23 protein-coding genes are annotated in these 24,131 nt (G+C 42.9%); 17 read left to right on the top strand and 6 right to left on the bottom strand.

Annotated elements, in window-relative coordinates; genetic code table 11:
- The first annotated feature begins 52 nt into the window (after nucleotides 1-52).
- The 9 genes from BLT41_RS05345 (at nucleotide 53) to BLT41_RS05305 (ending at nucleotide 9,453) form a co-directional block, all read left to right on the top strand.
- Nucleotides 53-754, top strand: coding sequence for an amino acid ABC transporter permease (locus BLT41_RS05345; protein WP_092159075.1), 702 nt, complete (start codon nucleotides 53-55; stop codon nucleotides 752-754).
- 11 nt (nucleotides 755-765) lie between these two features.
- Nucleotides 766-1,461, top strand: a complete 696-nt coding sequence (locus tag BLT41_RS05340; protein ID WP_092159073.1) for an amino acid ABC transporter permease — start codon at nucleotides 766-768, stop codon at nucleotides 1,459-1,461.
- Between the two features lie 217 nt (nucleotides 1,462-1,678).
- Nucleotides 1,679-2,344 carry a deoxyribose-phosphate aldolase gene (deoC, locus tag BLT41_RS05335; RefSeq protein ID WP_092159071.1) on the top strand — a complete coding sequence of 222 codons (666 nt, stop codon included), beginning with the start codon at nucleotides 1,679-1,681 and terminating at the stop codon, nucleotides 2,342-2,344.
- Entirely contained in the window at nucleotides 2,337-3,014 is a 678-nt protein-coding gene (locus tag BLT41_RS05330) for a precorrin-8X methylmutase (RefSeq protein WP_092159069.1), read from the top strand. Before deoC ends, BLT41_RS05330 begins: the two co-directional genes overlap by 8 nt.
- 234 nt (nucleotides 3,015-3,248) lie before the next feature.
- On the top strand, nucleotides 3,249-6,065 hold the full coding sequence (locus BLT41_RS05325) for an EAL domain-containing protein (RefSeq protein WP_092159067.1): 2,817 nt from the start codon (nucleotides 3,249-3,251) through the stop codon (nucleotides 6,063-6,065).
- Between the two features lie 464 nt (nucleotides 6,066-6,529).
- Nucleotides 6,530-6,835 carry a 4Fe-4S dicluster domain-containing protein gene (locus tag BLT41_RS05320; protein ID WP_092159066.1) on the top strand — a complete coding sequence of 102 codons (306 nt, stop codon included), beginning with the start codon at nucleotides 6,530-6,532 and terminating at the stop codon, nucleotides 6,833-6,835.
- A gap of 10 nt (nucleotides 6,836-6,845) precedes the next feature.
- On the top strand, nucleotides 6,846-7,997 hold the full coding sequence (locus BLT41_RS05315; protein WP_092159065.1) for a 2-oxoacid:acceptor oxidoreductase subunit alpha: 1,152 nt from the start codon (nucleotides 6,846-6,848) through the stop codon (nucleotides 7,995-7,997).
- Between the two features lie 2 nt (nucleotides 7,998-7,999).
- Entirely contained in the window at nucleotides 8,000-8,836 is an 837-nt protein-coding gene (locus tag BLT41_RS05310) for a 2-oxoacid:ferredoxin oxidoreductase subunit beta (protein WP_092159056.1), read from the top strand.
- Complete coding sequence (locus BLT41_RS05305; RefSeq protein ID WP_092159054.1) at nucleotides 8,836-9,453, top strand: 2-oxoacid:acceptor oxidoreductase family protein; 618 nt, start codon at nucleotides 8,836-8,838, stop codon at nucleotides 9,451-9,453. The genes BLT41_RS05310 and BLT41_RS05305 overlap by 1 nt, the downstream gene beginning before the upstream one ends.
- Nucleotides 9,454-9,487: 34 nt before the next feature.
- Here BLT41_RS05305 and BLT41_RS05300 read toward each other — a convergent pair whose 3' ends face one another.
- The 5 genes from BLT41_RS05300 to BLT41_RS05280 form a co-directional block, all read right to left on the bottom strand.
- The gene (locus BLT41_RS05300) at nucleotides 9,488-10,144 is read right to left on the bottom strand and encodes a hypothetical protein (RefSeq protein WP_092159052.1); all 657 of its coding nucleotides are present in this window, start codon (nucleotides 10,142-10,144) and stop codon (nucleotides 9,488-9,490) included.
- Complete coding sequence (locus BLT41_RS05295) at nucleotides 10,145-11,713, bottom strand: sigma-54-dependent Fis family transcriptional regulator (protein WP_092159050.1); 1,569 nt, start codon at nucleotides 11,711-11,713, stop codon at nucleotides 10,145-10,147.
- Nucleotides 11,714-11,879: 166 nt separating this feature from the next.
- Complete coding sequence (locus tag BLT41_RS05290; protein ID WP_092159048.1) at nucleotides 11,880-12,467, bottom strand: indolepyruvate oxidoreductase subunit beta; 588 nt, start codon at nucleotides 12,465-12,467, stop codon at nucleotides 11,880-11,882.
- Nucleotides 12,467-14,311: an indolepyruvate ferredoxin oxidoreductase subunit alpha gene (gene iorA / locus BLT41_RS05285; protein ID WP_092159046.1), complete on the bottom strand. Its 1,845-nt coding sequence runs from the start codon at nucleotides 14,309-14,311 to the stop codon at nucleotides 12,467-12,469. The genes BLT41_RS05290 and iorA overlap by 1 nt, the downstream gene beginning before the upstream one ends.
- Before the next feature lie 19 nt (nucleotides 14,312-14,330).
- Nucleotides 14,331-14,984 (bottom strand): YfgM family protein, encoded by a 654-nt coding sequence (locus BLT41_RS05280; protein WP_092159044.1) that lies wholly within the window; start codon nucleotides 14,982-14,984, stop codon nucleotides 14,331-14,333.
- A 315-nt stretch (nucleotides 14,985-15,299) separates the two neighbouring features.
- Between BLT41_RS05280 and BLT41_RS05275 the strand changes: the two genes are divergently transcribed.
- Together BLT41_RS05275 and nadD are read left to right on the top strand one after the other, a co-directional pair.
- On the top strand, nucleotides 15,300-16,559 hold the full coding sequence (locus BLT41_RS05275; protein ID WP_092159042.1) for a glutamate-5-semialdehyde dehydrogenase: 1,260 nt from the start codon (nucleotides 15,300-15,302) through the stop codon (nucleotides 16,557-16,559).
- Between the two features lie 106 nt (nucleotides 16,560-16,665).
- Entirely contained in the window at nucleotides 16,666-17,331 is a 666-nt protein-coding gene (gene nadD / locus BLT41_RS05270) for a nicotinate-nucleotide adenylyltransferase (RefSeq protein WP_092159040.1), read from the top strand.
- Here nadD and BLT41_RS05265 read toward each other — a convergent pair.
- Nucleotides 17,297-18,310, bottom strand: coding sequence for a glycosyltransferase family 9 protein (locus BLT41_RS05265; protein ID WP_092159038.1), 1,014 nt, complete (start codon nucleotides 18,308-18,310; stop codon nucleotides 17,297-17,299). The two genes, nadD and BLT41_RS05265, sit on opposite strands and share 35 nt — an antisense overlap.
- A 269-nt stretch (nucleotides 18,311-18,579) precedes the next feature.
- Here BLT41_RS05265 and BLT41_RS05260 point away from each other — a divergent pair, with 269 nt between their 5' ends.
- The 6 genes from BLT41_RS05260 to ccsA all read left to right on the top strand — a co-directional run bounded on the left by BLT41_RS05260 (nucleotide 18,580) and on the right by ccsA (nucleotide 24,121).
- The gene (locus BLT41_RS05260) at nucleotides 18,580-19,635 is read left to right on the top strand and encodes a hemolysin family protein (RefSeq protein ID WP_092159036.1); all 1,056 of its coding nucleotides are present in this window, start codon (nucleotides 18,580-18,582) and stop codon (nucleotides 19,633-19,635) included.
- Nucleotides 19,636-19,654: 19 nt separating this feature from the next.
- Nucleotides 19,655-20,071 (top strand): cytochrome c maturation protein CcmE, encoded by a 417-nt coding sequence (locus BLT41_RS05255; RefSeq protein WP_092159034.1) that lies wholly within the window; start codon nucleotides 19,655-19,657, stop codon nucleotides 20,069-20,071.
- Nucleotides 20,072-20,172: 101 nt separating this feature from the next.
- Nucleotides 20,173-22,050, top strand: a complete 1,878-nt coding sequence (locus tag BLT41_RS05250) for a heme lyase CcmF/NrfE family subunit (protein WP_092159032.1) — start codon at nucleotides 20,173-20,175, stop codon at nucleotides 22,048-22,050.
- Nucleotides 22,051-22,061: 11 nt separating this feature from the next.
- A complete protein-coding gene (locus BLT41_RS05245; RefSeq protein ID WP_092159030.1) occupies nucleotides 22,062-22,742 on the top strand; it encodes an ABC transporter ATP-binding protein in 681 nt (226 codons plus the stop codon).
- On the top strand, nucleotides 22,736-23,413 hold the full coding sequence (locus tag BLT41_RS05240; RefSeq protein ID WP_092159028.1) for a heme exporter protein CcmB: 678 nt from the start codon (nucleotides 22,736-22,738) through the stop codon (nucleotides 23,411-23,413). The genes BLT41_RS05245 and BLT41_RS05240 overlap by 7 nt, the downstream gene beginning before the upstream one ends.
- A gap of 42 nt (nucleotides 23,414-23,455) precedes the next feature.
- Entirely contained in the window at nucleotides 23,456-24,121 is a 666-nt protein-coding gene (gene ccsA, locus BLT41_RS05235) for a cytochrome c biogenesis protein CcsA (RefSeq protein ID WP_092159026.1), read from the top strand.
- The last annotated feature ends 10 nt before the right edge of the window (nucleotides 24,122-24,131 follow it).

Genomic DNA, 24,131 nt, shown 5'->3' with positions numbered 1-24,131 from the left:
ACGGAAGGGCTGTGCCTGTCACAGTCCTTCCGACAAACAACGGATAAACGCCTTGAATTATCAGTTTGATTGGAATCTAGTTTTAACCGGGCAATACGGGCAGTGGATTCTTGATGGAGTCAAAGTTACTCTTCAAATTTCTGCGGTATCCATTGGTTTTACACTGATTCTCGGTACCATTATTGCTGTAATGCGCATGTCAAAGTTTAAACCTTTTGAATGGTTTAGCTTTGCTTTTGTTGAATTTTTCAGAAACACACCTCTACTGATTCAAATATTTTTCTGGTATTTCGGATCATATGCCATACTGCCGGATTCGTGGAATACGTGGTTGTATGATCATGATTTTGAATTTGCGGCAGGGGTAATCTCTCTTACTTTTTATACATCCGCATTTATTGCCGAAGAAATCAGAGCTGGAATTAATTCAATTCCTAAAAATCAGCTTGAAGCTTCCCGTGCAACAGGCCTTTCTTTTATGCAGGCCTACAGGTTTGTAATTCTTCCACAAGCGTTCAGGATTATTATACCTCCGCTTATTTCACAGTCTCTCAACCTGATTAAAAACTCTTCTCTGGTAATGACCATCGGGGTTATGGATCTTACCTACATGGCTCGTCAGGTCGAATCTTATACATTCCATGGATTCGAGGCGTTCACGGTAGCGACTTTGATCTATTTGGTTATTTCGCTGATCGTGTCGTTCTCAATTAATATGTACAATAAGCATTATCTGATTCAAATTAAATATTAGGGGTGGCCTCTGTGCAATGGGATGTAGTTTGGAACAATTTTGATTATTTTCTTTGGGGCGCATTTCCCAACGGACCTCTTGGCGGTTTGGCTGTCAGTATTCTCTTGGCTGTGCTCGGGATTTTCGGTGCATTCTGGATAGGACTTGCCGCTGGCTTGATGCGACTTTCCAGAAATAAGCTGGTTAAAATTACTTCGGTTATCTATATTGAAGTTATCCGCGGTGTGCCCTTGCTTATGCTTATTTTTTGGTTCTACTTTCTTGCTCCTGTTGTTCTAGGTACATCTTTGCCGGAATTTCACTGTGCACTCATTGCATTTATAGTTTTTACCGGTGCATATATTGCAGAAATTGTTAAAGCTGGAGTTGTCGCTCTGCCTAGCGGCCAGATGGAAGCTGCGCGTGGAACCGGACTTTCTCATTATCAGGCTATGCGGTTCGTCATTCTTCCGCAGGCTCTTAGAAATATGATTCCGTCGTTTGTTAATCAGTTTGTTTCACTTACAAAAGATACTTCACTTGCATATATTATCGGAGTTAATGAGCTTACCCGTACGGCTACTCAGGTAAATAACAGGACGTTATCTGCTCCGACAGAAATTTTTATTACTATCGCAGTACTTTATTTTATTGTTTGTTATGTTCTAACTTACACCAGCCGCAGGATGGAAAAACATCTGGCTCGTTATCAGGCCCGTGACCGGTAGTCCTTTTAATTGGGTTTTTATTTAAGCTTATTATAGGCCCCGAGTTTTCGGGGCTTTTTTTGTTTTCTTTTGACCCTTTGCCCTTATTAACTTAATATTTATTTGCTGGTAAATTTGTGCTGTTATTACAATTTTAATGAATGTTTTTATTTCCATGAAGACTATTGAATAATTTAAGGATGTTGCTTTTTTCCCTTTAAAAATTTGGGAGGCAGAAATGGATGTTATTAAAAATTTAGCTTCTTATGTTGATCATACCCTTTTAGATATTTCCGCCGGTCCGGTGGATATTGAACAACTTTGCAGGGAGGCTGTTGAATACGGATTTGCTTCTGTCTGTATCCATCCCTGGCATGTTGCTCAGGCTTCAGAACTTTTGCGGTTTGAAAAGCCGAAGGTCTGTTCCGTAATCGGATTTCCATCAGGGGCCACACTTACTGAGGTTAAGATGATTGAAGCGATGCGGACTGTCGAGAAGGGCGCGCAGGAACTCGACATGGTCGTAAATGTGGGAGCCTTGAAAGCAGGGGATATTAATACTTTTTTAAAAGATATTTTCATGACAGTTGAAGGAGCTGGCGGTGTTCCCGTCAAAGCTATTATTGAAACAGGTCTTCTTGATGACGATCAGAAAAAACAGGCTTGCGCGCTGGCTGTTAAGGCCGGAGCTTCTTTTGTTAAAACCTGTACAGGATTTAATTGCGGTTCTGCCACAGTCGAGGATATTAAACTTATGCGTGCCAGCGTTGGAAAGTCGGTCGGAGTGAAAGCCAGTGGCGGAATTAAAACTTATGATCATGCTTGCGAACTTGTTGCGGCCGGAGCCACTCGTTTAGGTACATCTTCTTCCATAAAAATTATTCAGGAGGCCATTGGTGGCTGATAAAGTTAAGCTTCTTGCTGTCGCTAAACCTAGAGATATTGAAACAAAATCCTTTGAAATAATTGACTCTGAAGTTCCTGAACCTAGAAAATTTCAAGGGATAGAATGGCAAATAGTAAGAAGAATGATTCATACAACTGCCGATTTTGAATTTATTGATCTTGTTCGTTTTCATCCAGAGGCTGTTGCCAGCGGTTTGAATGCACTAAGAAAAGGGTGCACAATTGTAACTGATACCGAGATGGCCCGGTGTGGAATTCCTGTGCGAAGAATGAATCCACTCGGGTGTGAAGTCCGGTGTTTGATCAATGATCCTGAAGTAATTGCTTCCGCAAAACAAAACTCAACGACCAGAGCCCATGCCGCTCTTGAACTTGCGGCAAATAAACTTAAGCCGGCTATCCATGTTATAGGGAATGCTCCTACAGCATTGATTCGGCTTGTTCGTCTTATTGAAGCAGGCAAAATGGATATTCCTGCTTTGGTTGTAGGCATGCCTGTAGGGTTTGTTAATGCGGCTGAATCAAAAGCCCTGCTTATGGATTGCGATTCGTTACCATATATTACAATTTCAGGAAGAAAGGGTGGTTCTGCTCTTGCCGCTTGTGTCATTAATGCTCTGGCGGAAGTTGTTTTATCCGAAAAAAAATTGTCCTCGGATTGCAGTTGAGTCGTAAGTATAATTAATTTTTATTATAATATATTCCAGTCCTTCCAGCGTAGTACATTTTTTATCGGAATTGAATCATCAACTGTTGCTGATGCTCTGACAATTTTCGGTTTATTGGTATTAAATTGTCTGCGCTGTAGAAGAAATAAGTTTGTCCTTGTGATTTAGACATGTGGTGAGTAATTTAGTTATTTTGTAATAACATTTAGTATTTTTGGTTTGGTGCAATAAAATATGTCTGGGCATAATCCTTCTTCAATAAAATCATTCTTCCGTTTAAATACAGGTGAGAGATCAATTTCTCGAGATCTTTCAGCATGTCTTGTTTTTGCTCTTGCCGTAATTATCGGAATTGTAACTGCTTATGAGTATTTTGGACGTTCCAAAATGCTTCATCAGGAGATAGAGGATAAAGCGGATACATATATAGAGCAATTAACCAAGTCAGTAACCTTTCCGATTTGGAACTTTGACATGGTTTCTTTGAAGCATGTTTGCAGTGCCTATACCCAGAATGATCAGTTCGCCAAATTTAAAATTATTGATGCAAACGGTGATGTTCTTTTTAATTTTGTGAGAGCGGGTGAGGATAATGATGACCCTATAATCAGATCTCGCGACTTATACATTGGAAAAGAAAGGATTGGATCACTTAGTTTTGAGCTTTCAAACAAAGCATATCTTCGAAATCTTGACTGGATTCTTTTTGTTTCAAGCTTGACCTTTTTAACTTCTGTTGCGGTCATTTATATTATTACCGGGATCTTGCTGGATTATTTTATTCGAAAACCCATGAGCAGGCTGCGAAAAGGGCTTGATAAAGTAGCTATGGGAGATTTTTCGTATAGATTTGAAGAGATACCATATGCGGAACTTCTTGCGATTGGTTCCCGTTTTAATCGTATGACTGAAGAGATTGCCAGTCGCGAAATGCGGTTGGAAGAAGTTAATAAAAAATTAAAAGGTGAAGTTTTTAAAAGGGAAAAGGCTGCTGAATCTCTTATAAAAAGCGAGAAACGCTACAGAGCTTTGGTTGAAACCACCTCCGAAGGTTTCTTGATGGTCGACGATAATCAAATTTTACTTGATGTGAATCCGGCTTTTTGTCGTATGGTAGGTCTCCCCCGTGAGGAAGTATTGGGAGAAAAACTTTCGAGCGTATTGGGTTCTGCTGCCTCGGAGAGGCTTGATGATAAAAAAATCGGGGATCATCGTTTTGAAGTCAGCTTTCGCAATCAGGAAGGCCGCGATTTAGATATTTATGTCCATGCAACTAATTTGTATGAAAATGGTTTTACTCATTTTCTATTTGCTTTTGTCACAGATATTTCGAATCACAAATTACTTGAAAAGGCTTTAAGAGCCTCTGAAGAAGAGTACCGGACTATCGCGGATTATACTTTTGATTGGGAAATGTGGATAGGAACGAGCGGTGATCTTAAATATGTAAGCCCCTCGTGTGAAAGGATTTCCGGTTATCCAAAAGGGTATTTTATGGAAGGTCCGGGGCGGGTGGAAAATCTGCTCCATAAAAATGATAGAGAATTTTGGCAAAATGCTCTGTCTGGAAAATTTCTTTCCGCAGACGGAACCGATCTGAGACTTTTTCGCAAAGATGGTTTGATGCGTTGGGTTTCATTGACTGGTCATAAAGTTTTTGCTGAAGACGCTACTCCGCTTGGAGTCAGGGTTTCTCTTCGTGATATTACAAAGCGTAAATTCATGGAAAAACAGCTTCAATACGAGGCTCTCCATGATCCGTTGACCGGACTTGCCAATAGAACTTTATGCTGTGACAGAATAATGAAGTCTCTCGAGCGTTCACGAAGGCGCAATAATTATTACTATGCTGTTGTTTTTATGGATTTGGATCGGTTTAAGGTCATTAATGACAGTCTTGGGCATAATATCGGAGACAAACTTTTAGTGAAAGTTTCCAAAAGATTACTGCAAGCTGTCAGGGATCTGGATACTGTTTCCCGTTTTGGGGGGGATGAATTTATTGTTGTTCTTGAAGAACTGACCAAGCCGCGTGAAGCTATTCGTATTGTTAGCCGCATAAAAGAAAGCCTCAGTACTCCGATGCTGATTGACGGTCATAAGATAAGCGTTGCGGCTAGTTACGGAATTATACTCAGCCCCACAACATACGAAAAGCCGGAAGAATTAATTCAAAACGCTAATGTCGCCATGCATCAGGCTAAAGAAGCCGGCCGTGATAAGATGAAAGTTTTTAATAGGCGGATGCTTGATAAGGCGATGCAGGCAATGAAGCTGGAAAGCGATCTTCGCGCCGGCATATTGAATGATGAGCTGTATCTCGATTATCAGCCGATTTATTGTCTTGAAAGTAAAGAAGTTGTTGGCTTTGAAGCGTTAATTCGTTGGAATCATCCTGAGCGCGGTCTTGTTATGCCCGGGGAATTTATTCCTATGGCCGAAGAATCAGGTTTGATTTTTGAGTTGGGAAGGTGGGTTATAACCCAGGCTTGCCGCGAAGTTAAGAGCTGGCTTAATAAGTATGAAAGCGCGACAAATATGGTTGTCTCTATTAATATTTCAGGTCGTCAATTTTCGCAGCCGAATCTTGTTGATAATATTCTTTCAACACTCGTAGAGTATCATTTACCTCCTAAAAATTTAAAAATTGAGATCACAGAAACCGCAATCATGGAACGTGCTAATCAGGCCGTAGAGATGCTCACCAAGCTTCAAAAAGCGGGGGTTTTAGTTTCGATAGACGATTTTGGAACTGGATATTCTTCCATGAGCAACTTGCAGGAATTCCCTCTCGATCAACTTAAAATAGATATCAGTTTTGTCAGAAGGCTGGCAGAATCTCCTGAAAATGTGGAGATTGTTAAAGCGATAATTAATTTGGCGCATAATTTGGGCCTTTATGTTGTGGCAGAAGGGGTAGAAACAGAACAGCAAGAAACTCTTCTGAGAAATATGGGCTGTGAATTCGGTCAGGGATTTTTATTTTCAAAACCTATGAAGCTAGCGAAGGTTGAATCTTTTTTGAACGGGGATATTTCTTTATGTTTATAAATAATAATTATTATAGGTAGTTTAGATTGTCCGCGCGTTTTGCGTTATTTGATGAATTTGCTGAGTTAAAATCTTTGCTCGAAGCTTGCAATGAAAGGCATTACAGGTTGTAAGCAGTATTTGTGGATATTATAATGTTTTTATTTTAAAAAGAGCCAATATTCTAAATGGCTCTTTTTTTGTTTTTTTAAGGTGATTGAGTAATCAGTATGACGGTGTTGCAGTCTTTTATGTTATCAAAAGTAAAATTTAGAGTTAATGTATTGTCTTGGCAGTTAAGATACTTTAAAAATGTAATATTGCACAAAAAGTATCGATTACTGTTGCATGTGCGGTTCTGGCGTGCTAGGGCCGAATTAACATTCTGAATTTAGGTCTTTTTCAGGATGAAGTTTGTAGAGGCGCGTTTGTCTCCCGTGAGAGAGGAGACTTATGGAAAAATTACCCCAAACCTGGATCAGGTTATGAGTGTCAAACGCAAGGGACAAAGCAAGGTTACGATTTTTCCGGACTGGTGCAAAGGCTGCGGCATTTGCGCTGCCTTTTGTCCGGCGAAGGTCATGGAACTGAATGATCAAGGCAAAGCGGTCGTGATCAGAGAGGAAGAATGTATTAATTGCGGATTTTGTGAGCTTCATTGCCCGGATTTCGCAATTATGGTTCAGCCTAAAGTGGATGATGAAATTCCGGCGGCATGCAGAGCTCTGCTGAAGAAGGCTGCAGGGCCGGATGCCGGAAAAGATGAAGAATCCATTAAGGAAAAGGGATAAGGTGTAATCCATGGCCAGACCCAAGAAGAAACATAATAAAGAAATTTTTGCCCTTGGCAATGAGGCTGTTGTTGAAGGTGCCCTTTTGGCTGGATGTAATTTTTATGCCGGTTATCCCATTACTCCTTCATCGGAAATAATGGAGATAATGGCTCAAAGATTGCCGACTATACCAAATGGCGCTTTTGTCCAAATGGAAGATGAAATCGGAGGGCTTGGTGCTATTATCGGCGCTTCGCTAGCCGGACGTAAAGCTTTGACAGCTACTTCCGGTCCTGGTTTTTCTCTTATGCAGGAAAACTTAGGTTATGGTTGCATAACAGAAACTCCTCTTGTCATCGTTAATGTCATGCGCGGTGGTCCAAGTACGGGTCTTCCTACGTCACCCGCTCAGGGCGATGTTCAGCAGGCCAGATGGGGAACACACGGCGATCATTCAATCATTGTCCTTTCAGCTTCAAATGTTCAGGAATGTTTGGAGATGACAATTGAAGCGTTTAACCTCGCTGAAAAGTATCGTACTCCGGTAATTCTTCTTATTGATGAGATTACTGCTCATACACGCGAAAAGATAATAATTCCCAACGAAGATGAGTATGAAGTTTTCAATCGTACTCTTCCGACTATGCCTCCGGAATGGTATAAACCTTACGAAGAAACGGTCAGGGGAGTTCCTCCTATGCCCGCAATCGGTTCGGGGTATAGGTTTCATGTCACGGGGCTTACCCATGATGTGAACGGTTTTCCTACTTCCCGTCCTGATGAAGTTCGTGAACTTAACGAACGTTTATTCCGTAAAATAGACCAATTTCTGCCTGATATCCAACTTGTTGATGAAATTGATACTGAAGATGCGGAAGTTGCAGTCATCGCATACGGAACAGTCGCTCGTTCAGCAGAACTTGCAGTTAAGCAGGCTCGTGCCCTTGGTGTGAAAGCCGGATTGCTGAAACTCAAAACTCTGTTCCCGTATCCGCGTAAGGCAACTGAAAAGCTTATGTACAGAGCCAAGACGATTATTGTTCCTGAAATGAATATGGGACAGATATCAAGAGAAGTGAAAAGAGTTAATAATGGTCAGGTGAGCGTACGGACTATTAATAAAGTTGACGGGCAGATCATAACTCCCGCCGAAATCCTCAAAGTCTTAACACGGGTATAGCCATGGCAGATATAAAAGGAACACAACTTATTCACGAGTATCTGAGGCATAACAAAAAGTTTCCGCATGTTTTTTGCGCCGGTTGCGGACATGGAATTGTGCTTGGTTCGTTAATCAGAAGTATTCATGGACTGGGGCTTGCAAAGGATAACGTTTGTATCGTTGCCGGAATCGGATGTTCCGGACGACTTGCAGCCTATGTTGATTTTAACACAGTTCATACCACTCACGGCAGAGCGCTTACTTTTGCTACCGGAATTAAGATGGCAAGGCCGAATATGCACGTGATTGTGGTCATGGGTGACGGTGATTCAATGGCTATCGGCGGTAATCATCTTATTCATGCTGCACGTAGAAATATCGGGGTTACTGCATTAATTCTTAATAATAATATATACGGAATGACTGGGGGACAGTGTTCTCCGACTACTCCTTCCGGTTCATATTCAATGACGACCCCTATGGGACAAATGGAGCAGAGCTTTGACTGTGTTGAGCTTTGTACTGCCGCTGGCGCTAATTATGTTGCCAGAGGAAGTGTTTTCCATGTCAACAAGCTCGATTCTATGATTATGGAAGGTATTACCAACCCCGGATTCGGTGTTGTTGAAATCTTGTCTCCTTGTTTTACCCAGTACGGGCGTAAGAATAAGTTTAAGTCTCCTGTAGATATGTACCATGCTCTTAAGACTAACGTTATATCGCATGAGCGTTACAACGCGATTCCTGAAGCAGAGCGCGGTGAGAAAATTCCTTCTGGTGTTTTTGTTAAAAAAGATAAACCTGGTCTGGAAGAAAAATTCTATGAAATGGCTGCACGATGTCAGGGGGGCGAGTAATGAAAAATCAACATTTAGAACGATTTGAAATTCGTCTTTCCGGTCTTGGCGGTCAGGGAATTCTTACTCTCGGTAAGGTTATGGGGTCCGGTTTGGCTCTCGGGCAAGGGTACAATGTTACTCAGACTCAGAGTTATGGGCCTGAAGCTCGTGGCGGCGCAAGTCGTTCAGACTTGGTCATAAGTTCCGAAAAGATAAGCTATCCAAAGGCGGAATCTGTTGATCTGCTTATCGCTCTCAGTCAGGAAGCGTGTAATATGTATTACCGCAACTTAAAGCCCGGCGGGCTTTTAATGATTGAAAGTGATCTGGTAAAGCAGCCACCTGTAAATATGTTTATAGGGCTTCCATTTACTTATCTTGCCAAAGAGAAAATTGGTCTTGTCCAAACCATGAACACGATTGTTCTTGGAGCAGCAGCCTTTCTTCTTCCTTTTGCAGAGCAAAGGGTAATCCGTAAAAATCTCGAAGAGATTCTTCCGGCTAAGATTGTAGCGATTAATGTGAAAGCTTTTAATCTTGGATACAAAGAGGCTAAGAAAAACTTTGGTGATCCGGAAACGCTTTGGAAGAAAAACAGCGTTGTTGTTGAAGAAGACGATGAAGATTCAATTTAGCAATTAGTTAACTTGTCTAATAGAGGTCTTTCAATCATTTTTGATTGGAAGGCCTTTTTTTGTGAGTGGAGTTTGTTTGTTCAGCACGATCAGTTTGCGGAATAATTATATCATAATTGAAAAAAGAATCTGAAATTTTGTTGAATTCTTCAACTTCTTCATACTGGTTTTCTGTAAGATTTTTCAAATCCCAATTATCGCAAAGTTGCTGAGGTTCGCGTGCTCTGTTTCGCGTTTTAATAACGATGATACTGCGCTCACCTGTTGTTATAAAACTGGTGCGAACCAGATGGCAGTCAACATGGGCGGTAAGGCATTTTACCTGTTCCGAATCACTGAAACAGTTTCCAGTAGAAACTGCATTCCACTCTCCTATTTCAGGAATTTGCACTTCGGATTTTCGATTGAGAAGAACTTTAACTTCAGCAGTCCCATTACCATTTTCAAAAAAGTATGTCCTTTGAGTAATGGAAAGAAATCGGCGGGTTGTGCTGCCGTCATAATTTAGAGAGGGGGTAACCGATAAAGTTTTATCCGTTGTAATATATTCTGAATCAAAAGGAATAATAAAGGGCTGTTCCGGATCATTTTTTCCAGAACAGCCCCCGATTGCAATCAAAAACAGCACGCTTAAGATAGCGGTAACGAAAGGCATTTTTATTGCCTGTCTGCTGAGTGTTATCACCATCATTTATTTATTCTTTTTAGCACCGGTGTATTTTTTTACATCAATATTATATTTTTTAACTTTATAGTTAACGATTCTATAGCTGACTCTGAGATCTCTTGCAGCTTGAAGCATGTTTCCACGTGCTTTTTTCAGAGAATCTACAAGAAGCTCCTGCTCGAATTTAGCGACAGCTTCACCGAAAGATAAGGAAGTATCTGTTGCGGTACTCTCAGCTGTCTGCAAAGTCGGCGGAAGGTGATAAGTGCGTATTACTTCTTCTTCACAAATCAGCACCGCCCGTTCGAGACAATTTTTCAGTTCACGAACGTTTCCAGGCCAGTGGTATTGAGTAAAAAGATCAATGGCCGGACTTGAAATTCTTTTAATGTTTTTATCGTATTCTTTTGAAAATATTTCTAAAAACTGTTCAGCAAGAGGTAGAATATCTTCACGTCTTTCACGAAGTGCAGGTATAAATATGGGGAAAACATTTACTCGGTAGAATAAATCTTCTCTGAATCTGCCTTCTTTCAGTAGTTTTTCAAGAGGTTGATGAGTCGCACATATCAGGCGAACATCAACTGTGATGGGGTGTTCGGAGCCTACTCTTTGAATTTCTTTTTCTTGAATAGCTCTAAGCACTTTGGCCTGAGCATCTAAGGAAAGTTCTCCGATTTCATCAAGGAACAAGGTGCCGTTGTTTGCAACTTCAAACAGACCGCGTTTGTTTTGATATGCTCCGGTAAACGCACCTTTCTGGTGTCCAAAAAGTTCACTTTCAACAAGTTCTGCGGGGAGAGCCGCGCAGTTCAGTTTTACAAGAGGCTTGTCTCTACGGGGGCTGCATGCGTGGATAGCTTCGGCCAGCAGTTCTTTACCTGTGCCGGATTCTCCGCGTAAAAGAGCTGTTGCTCTGCTGGGGCCAACCTGACGGGCCTGCCGTAAAACTTGTTTGATGCTTTTTGAAGTTGCAACAAAGTTAGCAGGAGGCGGGACTTCCTGACCACCGAGCAAGGGGCCCTGACTCAACATTTGAGCCTGAAGAGCCATTTCTTCCTGAAGACGTGAAACCTGATTTGAAATCAGAGCAGCTACAACTTCGAGAAATTGTTTGTGCTCTAAAAGGTTATCCATAGGAAGTATCGGTGAATCTACACTGATAGTTCCAAGTACGTTATGATCTTCTTTAGAATTTCCTTTTTTAATGGGAACGCAGATAAAAGAAAGAGATTTAAGCTCTTCGTCTGATCTTCCGAAGGCTTTGTTCAGAAAGTCGGTGTTCTCGGACATTCTGGGAATTACGACAGCTTGTCCTGTTTCGTAAACCCTTCCAACTACTCCCTTGCCTGGAGAATAAGTAACGTGGTCAATTTTGGCCGGACTGTGAGTTATCGACAGTTTCAGTTTTTCAGATTTCGGGTCCATGATGGCCAGAAATGCACGCTGGAAGTGGAGGTCTTTGGCTAGAATTTTTAGAATTGAGTTAAGGCTCAGCTCCAGATCATTTTGCGGAGCTATAGAATCGAGAATTTCATTCAGGGTAGTTAAGTAAATATTTTCCACTTTTTCCGGCTGTCCATTAATACTCATGTTTTATACTCGTGCCGTCCAGGCTGTCTTTGTTTTCAGCTTTTTCGAATCTGATCGGTCCTGAAAAAGGGTGATGATTCGCGGTTTCGGCCTAAATTTCAGTTGTCTTTAATCCGTAAAAAGTCGACAGCCGCAACTTGGGTCGCGGCTGTCGAAATGTTAATCATCAGGATACAGCTTCCACCCCTAATTGAAGGGCTTTGATGTTGATATCCGCTATTTTGGGCTTCATGACAGATTTGATCGTTACTGCCAATTCTTCCGGTTTCAGGGGAATTAAGCCTGTCGCGCAGAGAGCTCCGAGTAGAGCTATGTTTCCGCTTTGGACCGCTCCGGCTTTAAGACCTAAGCTCTGGCAAGGGATGAAGTATGCTTTGCTTGCGCAACTGTTAACTTTTTCCTTGATGTAGTCTAAAGGAGTTTCTTCGGCTTTACCTGTTGAAACACTCAGTGGATGGATATCTTCAGTACTTGAAAGAATAACGCCACCGGGTTTCAGGTAGGGAAGAGCTCGAAGGGTTTCAAGCGGTTCGAAACCGAGAATGATGTCGGCTTCACCATGTGCTATTTTCGGAGAAGACATTCCCAGAAGAATTGCTGATTCAACAACTCCGCCTCGTTGTGCCATTCCGTGAATTTCTCCTGCAGTGACATCTGTTCCATTATCAAGGATTGCCTGTGCAAGAAGATTCGTGGCTGTCAGGGTTCCCTGTCCGCCTACTCCAGTCATGAATATACGCAACCTAGTACTCATTAGCTGTTCCTCTTTCTGGCTTTTATGTCTTTAGTCATTTGCAGACAAAGCATACAGCCAGAGCAAAGAGTTTCATTAATACTGACTCCGTCTTTGCCTTTTTCAAATGCAGGACATGCAATTGCTTCCATACAGCTGATTACTTCGTCACTTTGGTTGGCAACATAAGCAGTCTGAGTCGGCTTTTTACCCAAAGCTCTTTTAGCAAAGAGCGGACATGGATCTTTTGCGATCAGAACTCTTACGCCTTGCAGATCTTTAAGCTCTTCAAGAGCCTTGAAAGTAGCTTTCTGGTTAAGCGGGCTGACAGTACGGATTTCGTTTACGCCGCATCCTTTAACGATTGCTTCAATACTGATCTGAGCTGGATTAGAGCCGAGAAGTGTTGTTTCAACGCCGGGATTAGGCTGATGTCCGGTCATGGCAGTTGTGCTGTTATCAAGAATAACCAGTAATATATTGTGCTGATTGAATACTGCATTCACCAGTCCGGTAATTCCGGAATGGAAGAATGTTGAGTCTCCGATGAATCCTACTACAGTCTGACCGGAAGCGCGGGCAACGCCGGATCCGGCAGAGATAGATGATCCCATGCAAAGCAGAAAGTCTGCTGCATTAAGTGGAGGCAGAATTCCGAGTGTGTAACACCCGATGTCAGATGAACAGATTGCTTCAGGTCCGAACACTTTTTTAGCGGCATAATATGTCGCACGGTGAGGACATCCGGCACAAAGGTTCGGAGGTCTTACAGGAAGACCTTCTTCTGCTGCACAAAAATCTATTTTCTCAGGTGTAAGCCCAAGAACTTCGTGAATTATTGCAGAAACGTTACCAGTGGAGTATTCTCCATTCAGTGGTAAGTTTGCATTTTCTTTACCGATAATTTCTATAGAAATAGAGTGCTTCTGAGCTAGAACTCTAAATTCATTTTCAAGGAAAGGCTCAAGCTCTTCAAGAATGATTACCTTGTCCACAGATGACATGAAGTCCGTAACAAGCTTTTCAGGAAGAGGAAAAGTAAATCCTAATTCGAGTAATTTGAACTTATCTGCTAGGCCGGAATCAATAAGAGCATCATTAATATAAGCTCTGCAAATACCCGAAGCAACAATACCTATTTTTCCGTTACCGGAAACTTTGTTGTACACGGATTTTTCTGCCAATTCGCGTAATTCTTCAAGCTTTTTAAGCAGCGCGACATGCATCGGGCGGGCAAAAGCCGGAATAGGTACGTACTTGGAAGGATTCCTTTTAAAACCTTCAGGAGCAGCCAGTTTGGCGATTGGGCCATATTCAACTGGACCGCGCAAGTGGTTTACTCTGGTTGTTGTTCTAAGCAGAACCGGAGAAGATGTTTCGCGTGACATATTAAGAGCGTCACGAGTCATATCTTTTGCTTCCTGCGCAGTAGAAGGCTCAAAGCAAGCCATGCCGGCAAGACGCGCGTAGTAGCGGTTGTCCTGCTCGTTTTGACTTGAATGACAGCCCGGATCGTCTGCGGAAAGCAGCACCATACCGCCGGGTGTACCAACATATGCGAGTGTCATAAGCGGATCAGCCGCTACGTTTACACCTACATGTTTCATGGTTGTCAGAGTCATTGCTCCGGCAAGAGCTGCTCCGCCACCAACTTCAAGGGCAACTTTTTCATTTACTGAATATTCAAATGAAAAGTCGCCTTCGCTGGACAGGCGGAAGAAAGTATCGGGTACTTCTGATGACGGGGTACCCGGATAACAGGTAACCATTTGTATTCCGGCTTCAATACATCCTCTGACAATAGCTTCATTGCCTAGCAGGAGTTTTTTTTGGCCGGGATTATCGGCGAGAAGTGGATGAGCCATAAATGCGCTCCTATCTTAATTAAAGCTTAGTCTTAAGCTCTACGATTTTGCTCTCAAAGTAGAGCCTCTGTGAGGGATTGTTGTTAAGCAGTCCCTGATATGCCTGAATTGCAAGCTGAATATTGCCTGATTTCTCAGCGGCTTCAGCGAGTAATCTGTCAATTGTGCTTGTGAAGTTGTCACCGGTTTTGTTTTTGAGTGCCTGTAGAATTTTGACAGCTTCTTCAGGTTTGTCAGAAAGGATCAGGCATTTTGCCTGTCCGAGAGATGCAACGGGAGCCATTGCTTCATTGCTTTTTGCAATTTCTGCCCAGACGGCTTCTGCTTTCATGAACTTAGAATCGTCCATCCATGCTTTGGCGAGAGCCAGTTCAACAGCCGGTTTCATATCAGAAGGAGCGGTTGGCAAAAATGCTGCAAGTTCTTCAGCCTTTTTTGTTCCGCTATATTTGATAAGAATGGTTCCGAGTTCACTTTGAGCTTTTACCTGTTTTTGCTGCTGCATGTACTGGTAGCCGGAAAATCCTGCTGCTAGAACAAGAATTACTGCAATCCCGATGGCAATAGCCTTTCCGTTTCTAAGAAGAAAATCGAGAAGAGGGTGGATGCTTTCGGGTGCGGTTGCCTGCACCTCGTCAATAAGGTCGTGTGTGGTCTGTTTGTTATCTTCCATATTAAAGAAGAGCCTCCGGGATATTGATGGATTTTGCACAAAGTTAAGTGCGCTTTATAAAGTAGTCTGACAAAAAGGTCAAAACTGAATTTTCAAGTTAAGAGTCCGTAACATCAGGTAAAATATGAAAGTGCCTGAAAAAGATTACAAAAATAGTAAAAAAAAATTACTATGTTTTTCAGTTATACACCGAAAAATGCTCCTCATTGGTAATTGGTAGTTGACTTTTTTGCAATATCCTTAGTAGCCCAAATTGATCGATAGGTGGAAAATAAGTAATTTCAGTTAATATATCTTGTTTCAAGGTGGTCTATAATGAATTTTGCAGAAGCAATGAAAGACGTAGCCCGTAAGGCTAAAAAAGCAGCACGTAAAATTTCGTGCGCAGACGGTTCCGTTAGAAATGGAGCTATTTTGAAGTTGGCATCTTTGCTCGAAAAGGAGCAGGAATTTATCTTTGCTGAAAACCGTAAAGACCTTGATGCCGCAAAAGCACGCGGGCTTGATAACGCACGCATGCAGCGCCTCGAAATTTCTCCGGCAGTTTTGAATTACATGATTCAGGGTTGTAATGAAGTTGCCGCGCAAACTGATCCTGTTGGCGAAATTGAAAAAATGGAACGGCGTCCAAGTGGAGTGCTTGTCGGAAAAATGCGCATCCCTCTCGGCGTTATCATGATGATTTTCGAATCCCGTCCTAATGTGACTGTTGATGCCGCTGTGCTGTGTTTGAAAGCTGGTAATTCAATTATTCTGCGAGGCGGTTCGGAAGCTATTCATTCTAATTTAGCGCTGGCTTCGCTTATTCATAAAGCTCTTGAAAGTCAGAATCTGCCTGCGGATGCGGCTCAGGTTGTGGCTGTTACTGACCGCGAAGCTGTCAGCGAACTGCTGAAACTCGATGAGTATATTGATGTTGTCATTCCCCGCGGCGGAGAAGGGCTGATTCGTGCTGTCGTTCAGCAGGCTACTATGCCTGTTCTCAAACATTATAAGGGCGTATGTCATATTTTTGTTGATAAGTTTGCGGACATTGCAAAGTCAGTTGATATCGTCAAAAATTCTAAAACCCAGAAACCCGGTGTTTGTAATGCTCTTGAGGGTGTTCTGGTTCATGAGGATATTGCTGAAGACTTTTTGCCTGCAATGGCGACAATTCTCGGTGCATGCGGAGTTCAGTTCAGAGCGTGCCCGCGTTCAATGTCTTTGCTTGGAAATACAGCGATCGCTGCAACTATCGATGATTTCGGGTATGAATTTCTGGATTTAATTCTGACTGTGAAAGTTGTTTCAAGTCAGGATGACGCTCAGGATTATATAGCTCGATACGGTTCAAATCATACCGAAGTGATTCTTACAAAAGATCACGATCGTGCCATGCGTTTTGTACGTGAAGTTGATGCTTCAATGGTCGGGGTTAATTGTTCCACCAGATTTAATGACGGCGGACAGTTGGGACTCGGCGCGGAAATAGGAATATCTACCTCAAAGCTTCATTCGTACGGTCCCATGGGAGCTAAAGAGTTGACCAGTACAAAGTTTGTTTCGCTCGGTGAATGGAATATTCGTCTGTAAAACTGAGTGGTTAACCTAGCTCTGTATGTCTTTTATTGTTTGAAATATTAAATCCCGGTGAGACTTGTTTTAAGCGCTCGCCGGGAATTTTTTGAGGTTATATTTTATGAAAATAGGGTTGTTCGGCGGCAGTTTTAATCCTGTTCACAATACTCACATTGATGTTGCATCCGCAGTGATGAAGCGTCTTGGGCTTGATCAGGTGCTGTTTGTTCCGGCAGGGAATCCTTACCATAAAAAATGTGGAACCATGCTGCCTGCTGAGCTTCGATTTGAATTGATTCAGAGGGCTGTTGATGGTTTAGACAATTTTGATGTCTGTGATATAGATATGTCTTCGACCGGCCCCACATATACGGTACAGACACTTAAAGAAGCGTTAAAACGTTATCCAGAAGACGAGTTGTATTTCTTGATGGGGCAGGATGCCTTCAACTCTCTGCCCGGCTGGAAAGATTGGGAAAAGATTCCACTTCTCGCGAATATCGTCGCTGTCAGCCGGGGAAAATCTGATGCTGGTGAAATGACTTTACTTCTCAAAAAAATATTCACAGACATTGATAATACAGACACAAATGAGTGGAAATTAAAGGACGGAAAGTCTGTTTACATAATTGATGATTTTGATTTTAAAATCAGCTCTACATTTGTTCGCAAGGTATGGAGAGAGGGTGGTGATATCAGCCTATATGTTCCTGCCGCAGTTGCTGATTATGTCAAAGGTAAAGCGGATGAATTCAATAAGTATTGGGGTTTAGAAGAATATTCATAATGTTTTCAGGGCGGATTTTTTTTAAACATTCGCGGTTTTTGCTGCAATTGCTTTTTCCGTGAAGTGAGCAGGGACGGCAGTTAAGGTCCAACTCCAATATGCGGTCATATTTACCAGCCGGATAGAATCCCCAGACTTTAGAGGTCGGTCCGAACATTGCTATAACGGGAGTTCCCACACCGGCTGCAAGATGCATGGGGCCGGAATCACCAGTTACCAAAAATTTTGCTTCTTGTAGAATCGCTGAAGTTTGTCTCAGAGAAAGTCTGTTTGTGAAATTCCATTCAGATTTGCCGGCATTCAATATGTTTTCATCTTTGCCTACTACCGCCCATTGGATTCCCTTTTCATCAAGCTGTTTTATAAGCTCTCTCCAGTATTCGCGGGGCCATGCTTTGTCCGGGTGAGTGGCATATGGATGAAGTGCTATAAAATTTTTATTCAAATTTTCGCGTTTCATCATTGAAAGCGCGTTACACTTTTCAGATTTTGTAAGGTAAATGTGGGGCAGAAGTTCTTTTGCATCCGGTAGTTCTTTTTCAATTGCGGAGGTGTAGCGTACAGTTACAGGTTTATCTTCTAGAACTTTTTCGAGTTTGGATGAACGTGTAAGTTTAAACAATCTGCGCTCAAGGCTGAATTTTTTATAACGGGACACAGTGCCGCGCCAACGCATGGCAAGTATTCTGGATCTGAGCGTTGAGTGCAGGTCGATCAGTTCACAGCCTTCATATTTCAGCGCAAGTTCTCCAGCCTTGGTAATCCAAGCTGAATCTCCGAGATCATTTTTATCAAGTTTGATAATTTCAGTTATATGCGGGTTCTTTTCTAAGGGCGCGGCATATTGCTGTTTAGTTATTACGCTGAAAGTCCAGCCGTACTTCTCCGCCCAGAAATCTATAACTCCGGTTGTCAGGATTAGATCTCCAAGAGCGCTGAGTCTGAATATTATTTTGTGATTGTCTTTTAACGGGTGCATTATCGCGCTATTTTAATTGTGCAGAGCAAAAGGTCAATGTAAATTTTACCTTTCAATTTTAGCAGTATTGCTATTTGTCATGTCTTTTTCTGTGAAACAGCTTATAAAGTGTCATCTGTTTTTATTTTAAAGTCATAAATGAATCTTCATTTCGTACTGATTCGGGGACGGCTACCCTATTTCTGTTGCACGGGTAGTATCCTTCTGATAGTTATCTAGTTATACTTTTTTGCGAATCATCGCTTTGAGTAACTTTAACAAAAAAATTAATGCTGGAACTAATACTTGCCGTCGGGCTGGCTACTGTCATATCTGCCTACTGTTCAGTCAGTGAGGCTGTTTTTTATTCTTTTCCACAGAGTCGAATAGAAAAGTTGCGCAAGGAAGGTCATAAGGCAGGAATAATTCTGCATAACCTTCGCTTGAACGTGGAAAAGCCGATAACTGCTATACTTACACTTAATACTGTTGCCAATACCGCCGGAGCCTCGATTGCGGGAGCTGCGTGGAGCAACGTTTACGGGGTTGAAACTCTGCCGTGGTTTGCGCTGGTTTTTACCCTTATTATATTATTGTTTTCTGAAATACTTCCCAAAACACTAGGAATTGTCTACTGCCACACTTTGGGGACGGCTCTTGCCCGCCCGCTGGAGATTATGGTCTGGATTTTTTCTCCTGTTATTTGGGTATGCGGATTTCTTGCCCGTCTTGTAAGCAAGGGGGGGAAAGGACCTCAGGTTACGGAAGATGACATCAGAGCAATGGTCAGTTTGACTCGAAAATCCGGGGCGATTAAACCTTATGAAGCCCTCTCAATTGCTAACATCCTGTCGTTGGACGACAAGATTGTGGAGCAAATTATGACTCCCCGGACCGTCGTGTTTTCCTTGCCCACTGAAATGACTGTCGCAGAGGCTCATGTAAAGTACAGTGCATGGCCGCATAGCCGTATTCCTGTATATGAAGGTGATAATCCCGAGGAAATCGTAGGTGTTATCTACAGGCGATTAGTTTTTGAAGCGCTTGCAGATGATAAGGATGACGTCAAACTTTCAGAGTTGATGAAACCTGTCCGATTTGTACTCGAGAACATTACTCTCGACAAACTGCTGGTTAAGTTTCTTGAAAGTCGTATGCACTTATTTGTGGTGCTCGATGAGTATGGAGGAATGTCCGGCGTTGTCACTCTTGAAGATGTAATGGAAGAAATTCTCGGCAGCGAGATCGTTGATGAGACCGATCAGGTCGTTGACATGCGCGAGCTTGCTCATAAGAGAAGAGAAGAACTTATTGTCAGTCGGAGAAAGAAAACCTCTGACATTTAGAAATATAACGGAGAACAAAATGGCCAAAAAAAGCGGAAAAGGCGTATATATTGTCGCCTTGCTACTTTTTCTGGGAGGACTGGGATGGCTTGTTTATTCGGGTCTTTCTCAGGACAGTGTGTACTTTCTAAACGTTTCTGAAGCGCTTGCTATGGATGAGAGTGAGCTTGGACAGTCCAGACTTTTTGGTAAGGTCGGTCCTCAAAATATAGAAATTACTAACGGCGGACTTGGTGTCACTTTCGATTTGACAGATCAAAAGAATCTCGACCAGAGTATTCGGGTTGTATATCGCGGTGCGGTTCCCGATACTTTTAAAGTGGATGCTGAAGTCATAGTCGAAGGTACTTTTGTCGGTGGAAATAAAGCTTTTAAAGCAAATTCATTGATAACCAAGTGTCCTTCAAAATATGAAAAGGAAAGCCGGGAAGGTTAACTTTTTATTTAAAATGATCCTGTCAGGATTTTAATAATCCGGGCAGGACTTTTTGTGTTTAATTGTTTGATTAATTTATCCATTCATGGAGTTGATATAAAATGCAAATTATTGCCAATTTGATGCTTTTACTTGCACTCTTGGCCACGCTCGGCGCAGGAGCATATGCTTGTTTATCGCTACTGACAGGCAGGCGTAATGTTCTTGTGCTTTTAGACAGAGCGAATATTGTTGTTGCGGGACTTGTTACATTCGCAAGTGTTATTTTGACTGTAGCTCTCCTCAGCCGTGACTATTCATATATGTATGTCTACGAACATGTAGATAATACCTTGTCTCTTCTTTATTCAATTACAGCATTCTGGGCCGGAGGCGAAGGGTCTCTGCTCTTTTGGATTCTTTCTATAGCCGTTATGGGTGTAGTTTTTTCGAGATTATCTTTATTTCAAGAATTTTCGGAAAAAACGCGCCTTTATTACTGGCTTTTTTATTTGCTCGTACAGGCTTTTTTCCTGTTACTTGTTACATGTTGGTCCAGCCCTTTTATGGAACTTGTTCCTGTCCCCACAGATGGAAGAGGGCTTAACCCTCTGCTTAGAAATCCGGGCATGATTTTTCATCCACCACTTTTATTTCTCGGTTATGCCGGATTTACAAGTCCTGCTGCACTTGCTCTTGCGGCATTTATTTGCGGTGAAGCAAAGTCATGGGTTAAGTTTTGCCGTAACTGGAATATTCTTGCGTGGGTATTTCTTACCGCGGGAATCGTTCTCGGTGCATGGTGGTCTTATATGGAACTTGGTTGGGGCGGATATTGGGCATGGGATCCTGTTGAAAATGCTTCACTTATTCCTTGGCTCAGCTCTACCGCTTTTATGCATACCGCAATTATTGAACTCAGACGGAAAGCGTTGCAGAAGACAAATGTCTTTTTGATGAGCTTGACATTCCTGCTCTGTATTTTCGGCACATATCTGGTTCGTAGCGGGGTTATTCAGTCCCTTCATGCCTTCGGTGAAGGCGGGGTGGCTCTTCCGCTTGCTTTGTTCATGATTGCAGCGCTTGTCCTGACAGCACTTGTTCTGGTCCTCGGACAACGTGTAGAAGCCAAGTCTCTTTCTACTCTCGGGAGCAGACAGGGGTTACTTGTAGTAGCAGCTTGGGCCTTACTTGCTCTCGGTCTGGTTGTAGGTTTAGGCACAATGTGGCCTGTAATCAGCAAGATGTGGAGCGCCAATCCGGTTGGGCTTGATGCGAATTTCTACAACCGCGTTTGTTTGCCGTTATTTTCATTGTTAATTTTGATCTTCGCAGTCTGTCCATGGTTCAGCTGGAAGGAAGGAATCAGAGATAAGCGCGGACTTATACTCGTACTCGTTTCTTTTGTCGGCGGACTGGCTATCAGCTGGATGGCTGGATTGCATCATCCGTTGGGTCTCATTACATCCGCTGCGTCCATTGCTGCGCTTGTCGGGATTGTCGGAGTTTTTATTTTTATACCTCAGGTTCGCAAAGTGACCTCAACTATGGGAATATACGGGATTCACTTCGGTGTTGCTCTTGTTTTTCTGGGAGTTGCATGGTCCGGACCGAATCAGGTTGTGGGTGAGTTTGTACTTGATAAGGGCCAAAGTGCTCAGATCGGTGATTACACTTTAACTTTTAAAGATTTTACCGAAAGTCAGACCCCTGCAATTGCTAAGATAGCTTCCTTGATTGAAGTGACCAAAGACGGCAAACATGTCGGACTTCTGAATCCTGAACGTAGAATATATCGTAATTTTCCTCAGCCGTTTGCTGAGGTTTCGGTCATCCCCGGACTTGGTGATGAAATTTACGGTGTACTGCTCGGTGTTGACGAAAAAGGCGCTGTAACGCTTAAAATAAGCGTGAATCCTCTGATCAACTGGATGTGGATCGGTGGAACTCTTATGTGCCTATTCGGGCTGGTAGCGTTCAGGAAGACTCGTTTAAGTTAAGGCGGACTTAAGTGCAAACTAATGAAAGTATAGCTCTTAAAGTGCGCAATGCTGCCAAGTTTTTTGGCACGAGGCTGATATTTAAGAACGTGAGTTGTGACGTTCACAAGGGGGAAATCCTTCTTGTGGTCGGTCGTAATGGTGCGGGTAAGACCACTTTGCTAAAGATTATGGCAGGTCTGTCACGACCTTCAGCCGGATCTGCGGAGATTATTACACCTCCTGAAAAAACAGCTTATCTCGGGCATTCCACGTTTATTTATCCCCGGCTCAGTGCTTTAAGAAATCTCTCTTTCTGGGCTTCAATGTATGGGCTTTCTCCATCCCGCGACGAACTTATGGTTTTGCTGCGTAGAGTAGGCCTTGAAAGGGCGGCGGAAGAACTTGCAGGTTCCTTTTCACGGGGAATGGCTCAGCGCCTGAATCTGGCGCGGGTTTTTCTGATTGATCCTGATCTTCTCTTTTTGGATGAACCGGGTACCGGGCTTGATCAGGCTTCGCTTAGCCTACTTCGTGAAGAAGTCGTTGCTTTTCGTGACCGGGGTGCTGCGGTTGTCTGGATCAGCCATGATGTAAATCATGATGCGACTCTTGCTGATAGAATACTCGGCCTTGCAAGTAGCAAGCTTGAGTATCTGGGGGCAGCGGCTGATTTTGATCCGGAAACAGTTCTCGGAGGGAAGGTATGTTAAAACGAGGACTGATCATTGCATCCAAGGACCTTAAACTGTCGGTCGGCGGAGGACAGGGGTTAACGCAAGCAGTTCTTCTGGGACTTTTGCTGATCTTTGTTTTTAGTCTTTCGCGTCCGGCTGGGCAACTTGTAGAAGCTCAGGCCGCGTCGGCTATATTCTGGCTGGCTTCTTGTTTCGGACTGGTGCTGGTTTTTAATACATTGTTTTCTATGGAAGAATCAAATGAAGCTCGATTGGGACTGCTTTCTTCTCCTGTCCCTCTTCATGCTGTCTGGTTCGGAAAAGGTTTAGCTGGATTCGGATTACTTCTGTGTTCACAGTTGGTATTTCTTCCAGCTACAATTGTGTTTCTTGGTCAGGACTTGAAAGGCTCTTTCGCCTTTTTTGCAATTACTGTTTTAGCTGCGGATTGGGGTCTTGTTTCTTTAGGGGCGTTGCTTGGTGCAATCTCTCAGGGACAGGCCGCAAGAGAATCGCTTTTATCAGTCATTCTTTTTCCTCTGCTTCTGCCTATCCTGCTCGGTGCAATACAATTGATGACCTCGGCTTTCTCCGGGGTTGAGGCTCTTGATCAATCATCGTGGCTGGGGATTATTTTGTCCTCATCTGCGTTATTCAGCGGAGCCGGCCTGATCCTTTTTCCTTTTGTATATAGTGGTGAACAATAATATGTTCATGCGTAAAAATATAACTGTATTACGGAGCGTAAAATGAGTCTTGCAGTTGCGGCGCTGATTTCCGGCATTGCCCTGTGTACCGGGCAGTATTTTATCTGGATGTATGCTCCCGTTGAGACGACTATGGGATTGGTACAGAAAATATTCTACATCCATATGCCGATGGCGGTATGGGCCATGATCAGTTTTTTCGTAGTATTTATTTTCAGTGCGTTGTACTTGATTAAAAGAGATATTAAATTTGATTATATTGCAGGGGCTGCCGCTGAAATCGGTGTTGTTTTCAGTGGACTTGCTCTTATAACCGGTTCCCTCTGGGGACGGGCGGCATGGAATGTCTGGTGGACATGGGATCCGAGGCTGACCACGACTCTTATTATGTGGTTCGTTTATGCTGCTTATCTGGTGCTTAGAACTTCGCCAATGTCTGCCGAACGCAGATCTTTAGTGTGCGCTGTCCTTGGAATCGTCGCTTTTGTTGATGTCCCTCTCGTTTTTTATTCAGCGCGACTCTGGAGAAGTGTACATCCTGCGGTGCTCGGGGCCAAAGGGGGCGGAATGGAACCTGAAATGTTAACTACATTGATCGTCAATGTTTCAGCATTTGGACTTTTGTGGCTGGTTTTGCTGGCTGTCCGTTTTCGTCAGACCCGTCTTGCCGGAAAGCTTGATGCCCGGTTGGTCTGGGATAATGAATAATATCAGGAGT

The organism is Maridesulfovibrio ferrireducens, assembly GCF_900101105.1.
Lineage (GTDB): Bacteria > Desulfobacterota > Desulfovibrionia > Desulfovibrionales > Desulfovibrionaceae > Maridesulfovibrio > Maridesulfovibrio ferrireducens.
The sequence above is the reverse complement of the archived record's forward strand: the minus strand, read 5'-3'. Positions and strand labels throughout refer to the sequence as shown.

Coding starts and splice junctions, on each gene's coding strand:
- deoC (WP_092159071.1), top strand. CDS start 1,679: ATGGATGTTATTAAAAATTTAGCTTCTTATGTTGATCATACCCTTTTA.
- BLT41_RS05325 (WP_092159067.1), top strand. CDS start 3,249: ATGTCTGGGCATAATCCTTCTTCAATAAAATCATTCTTCCGTTTAAAT.
- BLT41_RS05320 (WP_092159066.1), top strand. CDS start 6,530: ATGAGTGTCAAACGCAAGGGACAAAGCAAGGTTACGATTTTTCCGGAC.
- BLT41_RS05315 (WP_092159065.1), top strand. CDS start 6,846: ATGGCCAGACCCAAGAAGAAACATAATAAAGAAATTTTTGCCCTTGGC.
- BLT41_RS05310 (WP_092159056.1), top strand. CDS start 8,000: ATGGCAGATATAAAAGGAACACAACTTATTCACGAGTATCTGAGGCAT.
- BLT41_RS05305 (WP_092159054.1), top strand. CDS start 8,836: ATGAAAAATCAACATTTAGAACGATTTGAAATTCGTCTTTCCGGTCTT.
- BLT41_RS05300 (WP_092159052.1), bottom strand. CDS start 10,144: ATGATGGTGATAACACTCAGCAGACAGGCAATAAAAATGCCTTTCGTT.
- BLT41_RS05295 (WP_092159050.1), bottom strand. CDS start 11,713: ATGAGTATTAATGGACAGCCGGAAAAAGTGGAAAATATTTACTTAACT.
- BLT41_RS05290 (WP_092159048.1), bottom strand. CDS start 12,467: ATGAGTACTAGGTTGCGTATATTCATGACTGGAGTAGGCGGACAGGGA.
- iorA (WP_092159046.1), bottom strand. CDS start 14,311: ATGGCTCATCCACTTCTCGCCGATAATCCCGGCCAAAAAAAACTCCTG.
- BLT41_RS05280 (WP_092159044.1), bottom strand. CDS start 14,984: ATGGAAGATAACAAACAGACCACACACGACCTTATTGACGAGGTGCAG.
- BLT41_RS05275 (WP_092159042.1), top strand. CDS start 15,300: ATGAATTTTGCAGAAGCAATGAAAGACGTAGCCCGTAAGGCTAAAAAA.
- nadD (WP_092159040.1), top strand. CDS start 16,666: ATGAAAATAGGGTTGTTCGGCGGCAGTTTTAATCCTGTTCACAATACT.
- BLT41_RS05265 (WP_092159038.1), bottom strand. CDS start 18,310: ATGCACCCGTTAAAAGACAATCACAAAATAATATTCAGACTCAGCGCT.
- BLT41_RS05260 (WP_092159036.1), top strand. CDS start 18,580: ATGCTGGAACTAATACTTGCCGTCGGGCTGGCTACTGTCATATCTGCC.
- BLT41_RS05255 (WP_092159034.1), top strand. CDS start 19,655: ATGGCCAAAAAAAGCGGAAAAGGCGTATATATTGTCGCCTTGCTACTT.
- BLT41_RS05250 (WP_092159032.1), top strand. CDS start 20,173: ATGCAAATTATTGCCAATTTGATGCTTTTACTTGCACTCTTGGCCACG.
- BLT41_RS05240 (WP_092159028.1), top strand. CDS start 22,736: ATGTTAAAACGAGGACTGATCATTGCATCCAAGGACCTTAAACTGTCG.
- ccsA (WP_092159026.1), top strand. CDS start 23,456: ATGAGTCTTGCAGTTGCGGCGCTGATTTCCGGCATTGCCCTGTGTACC.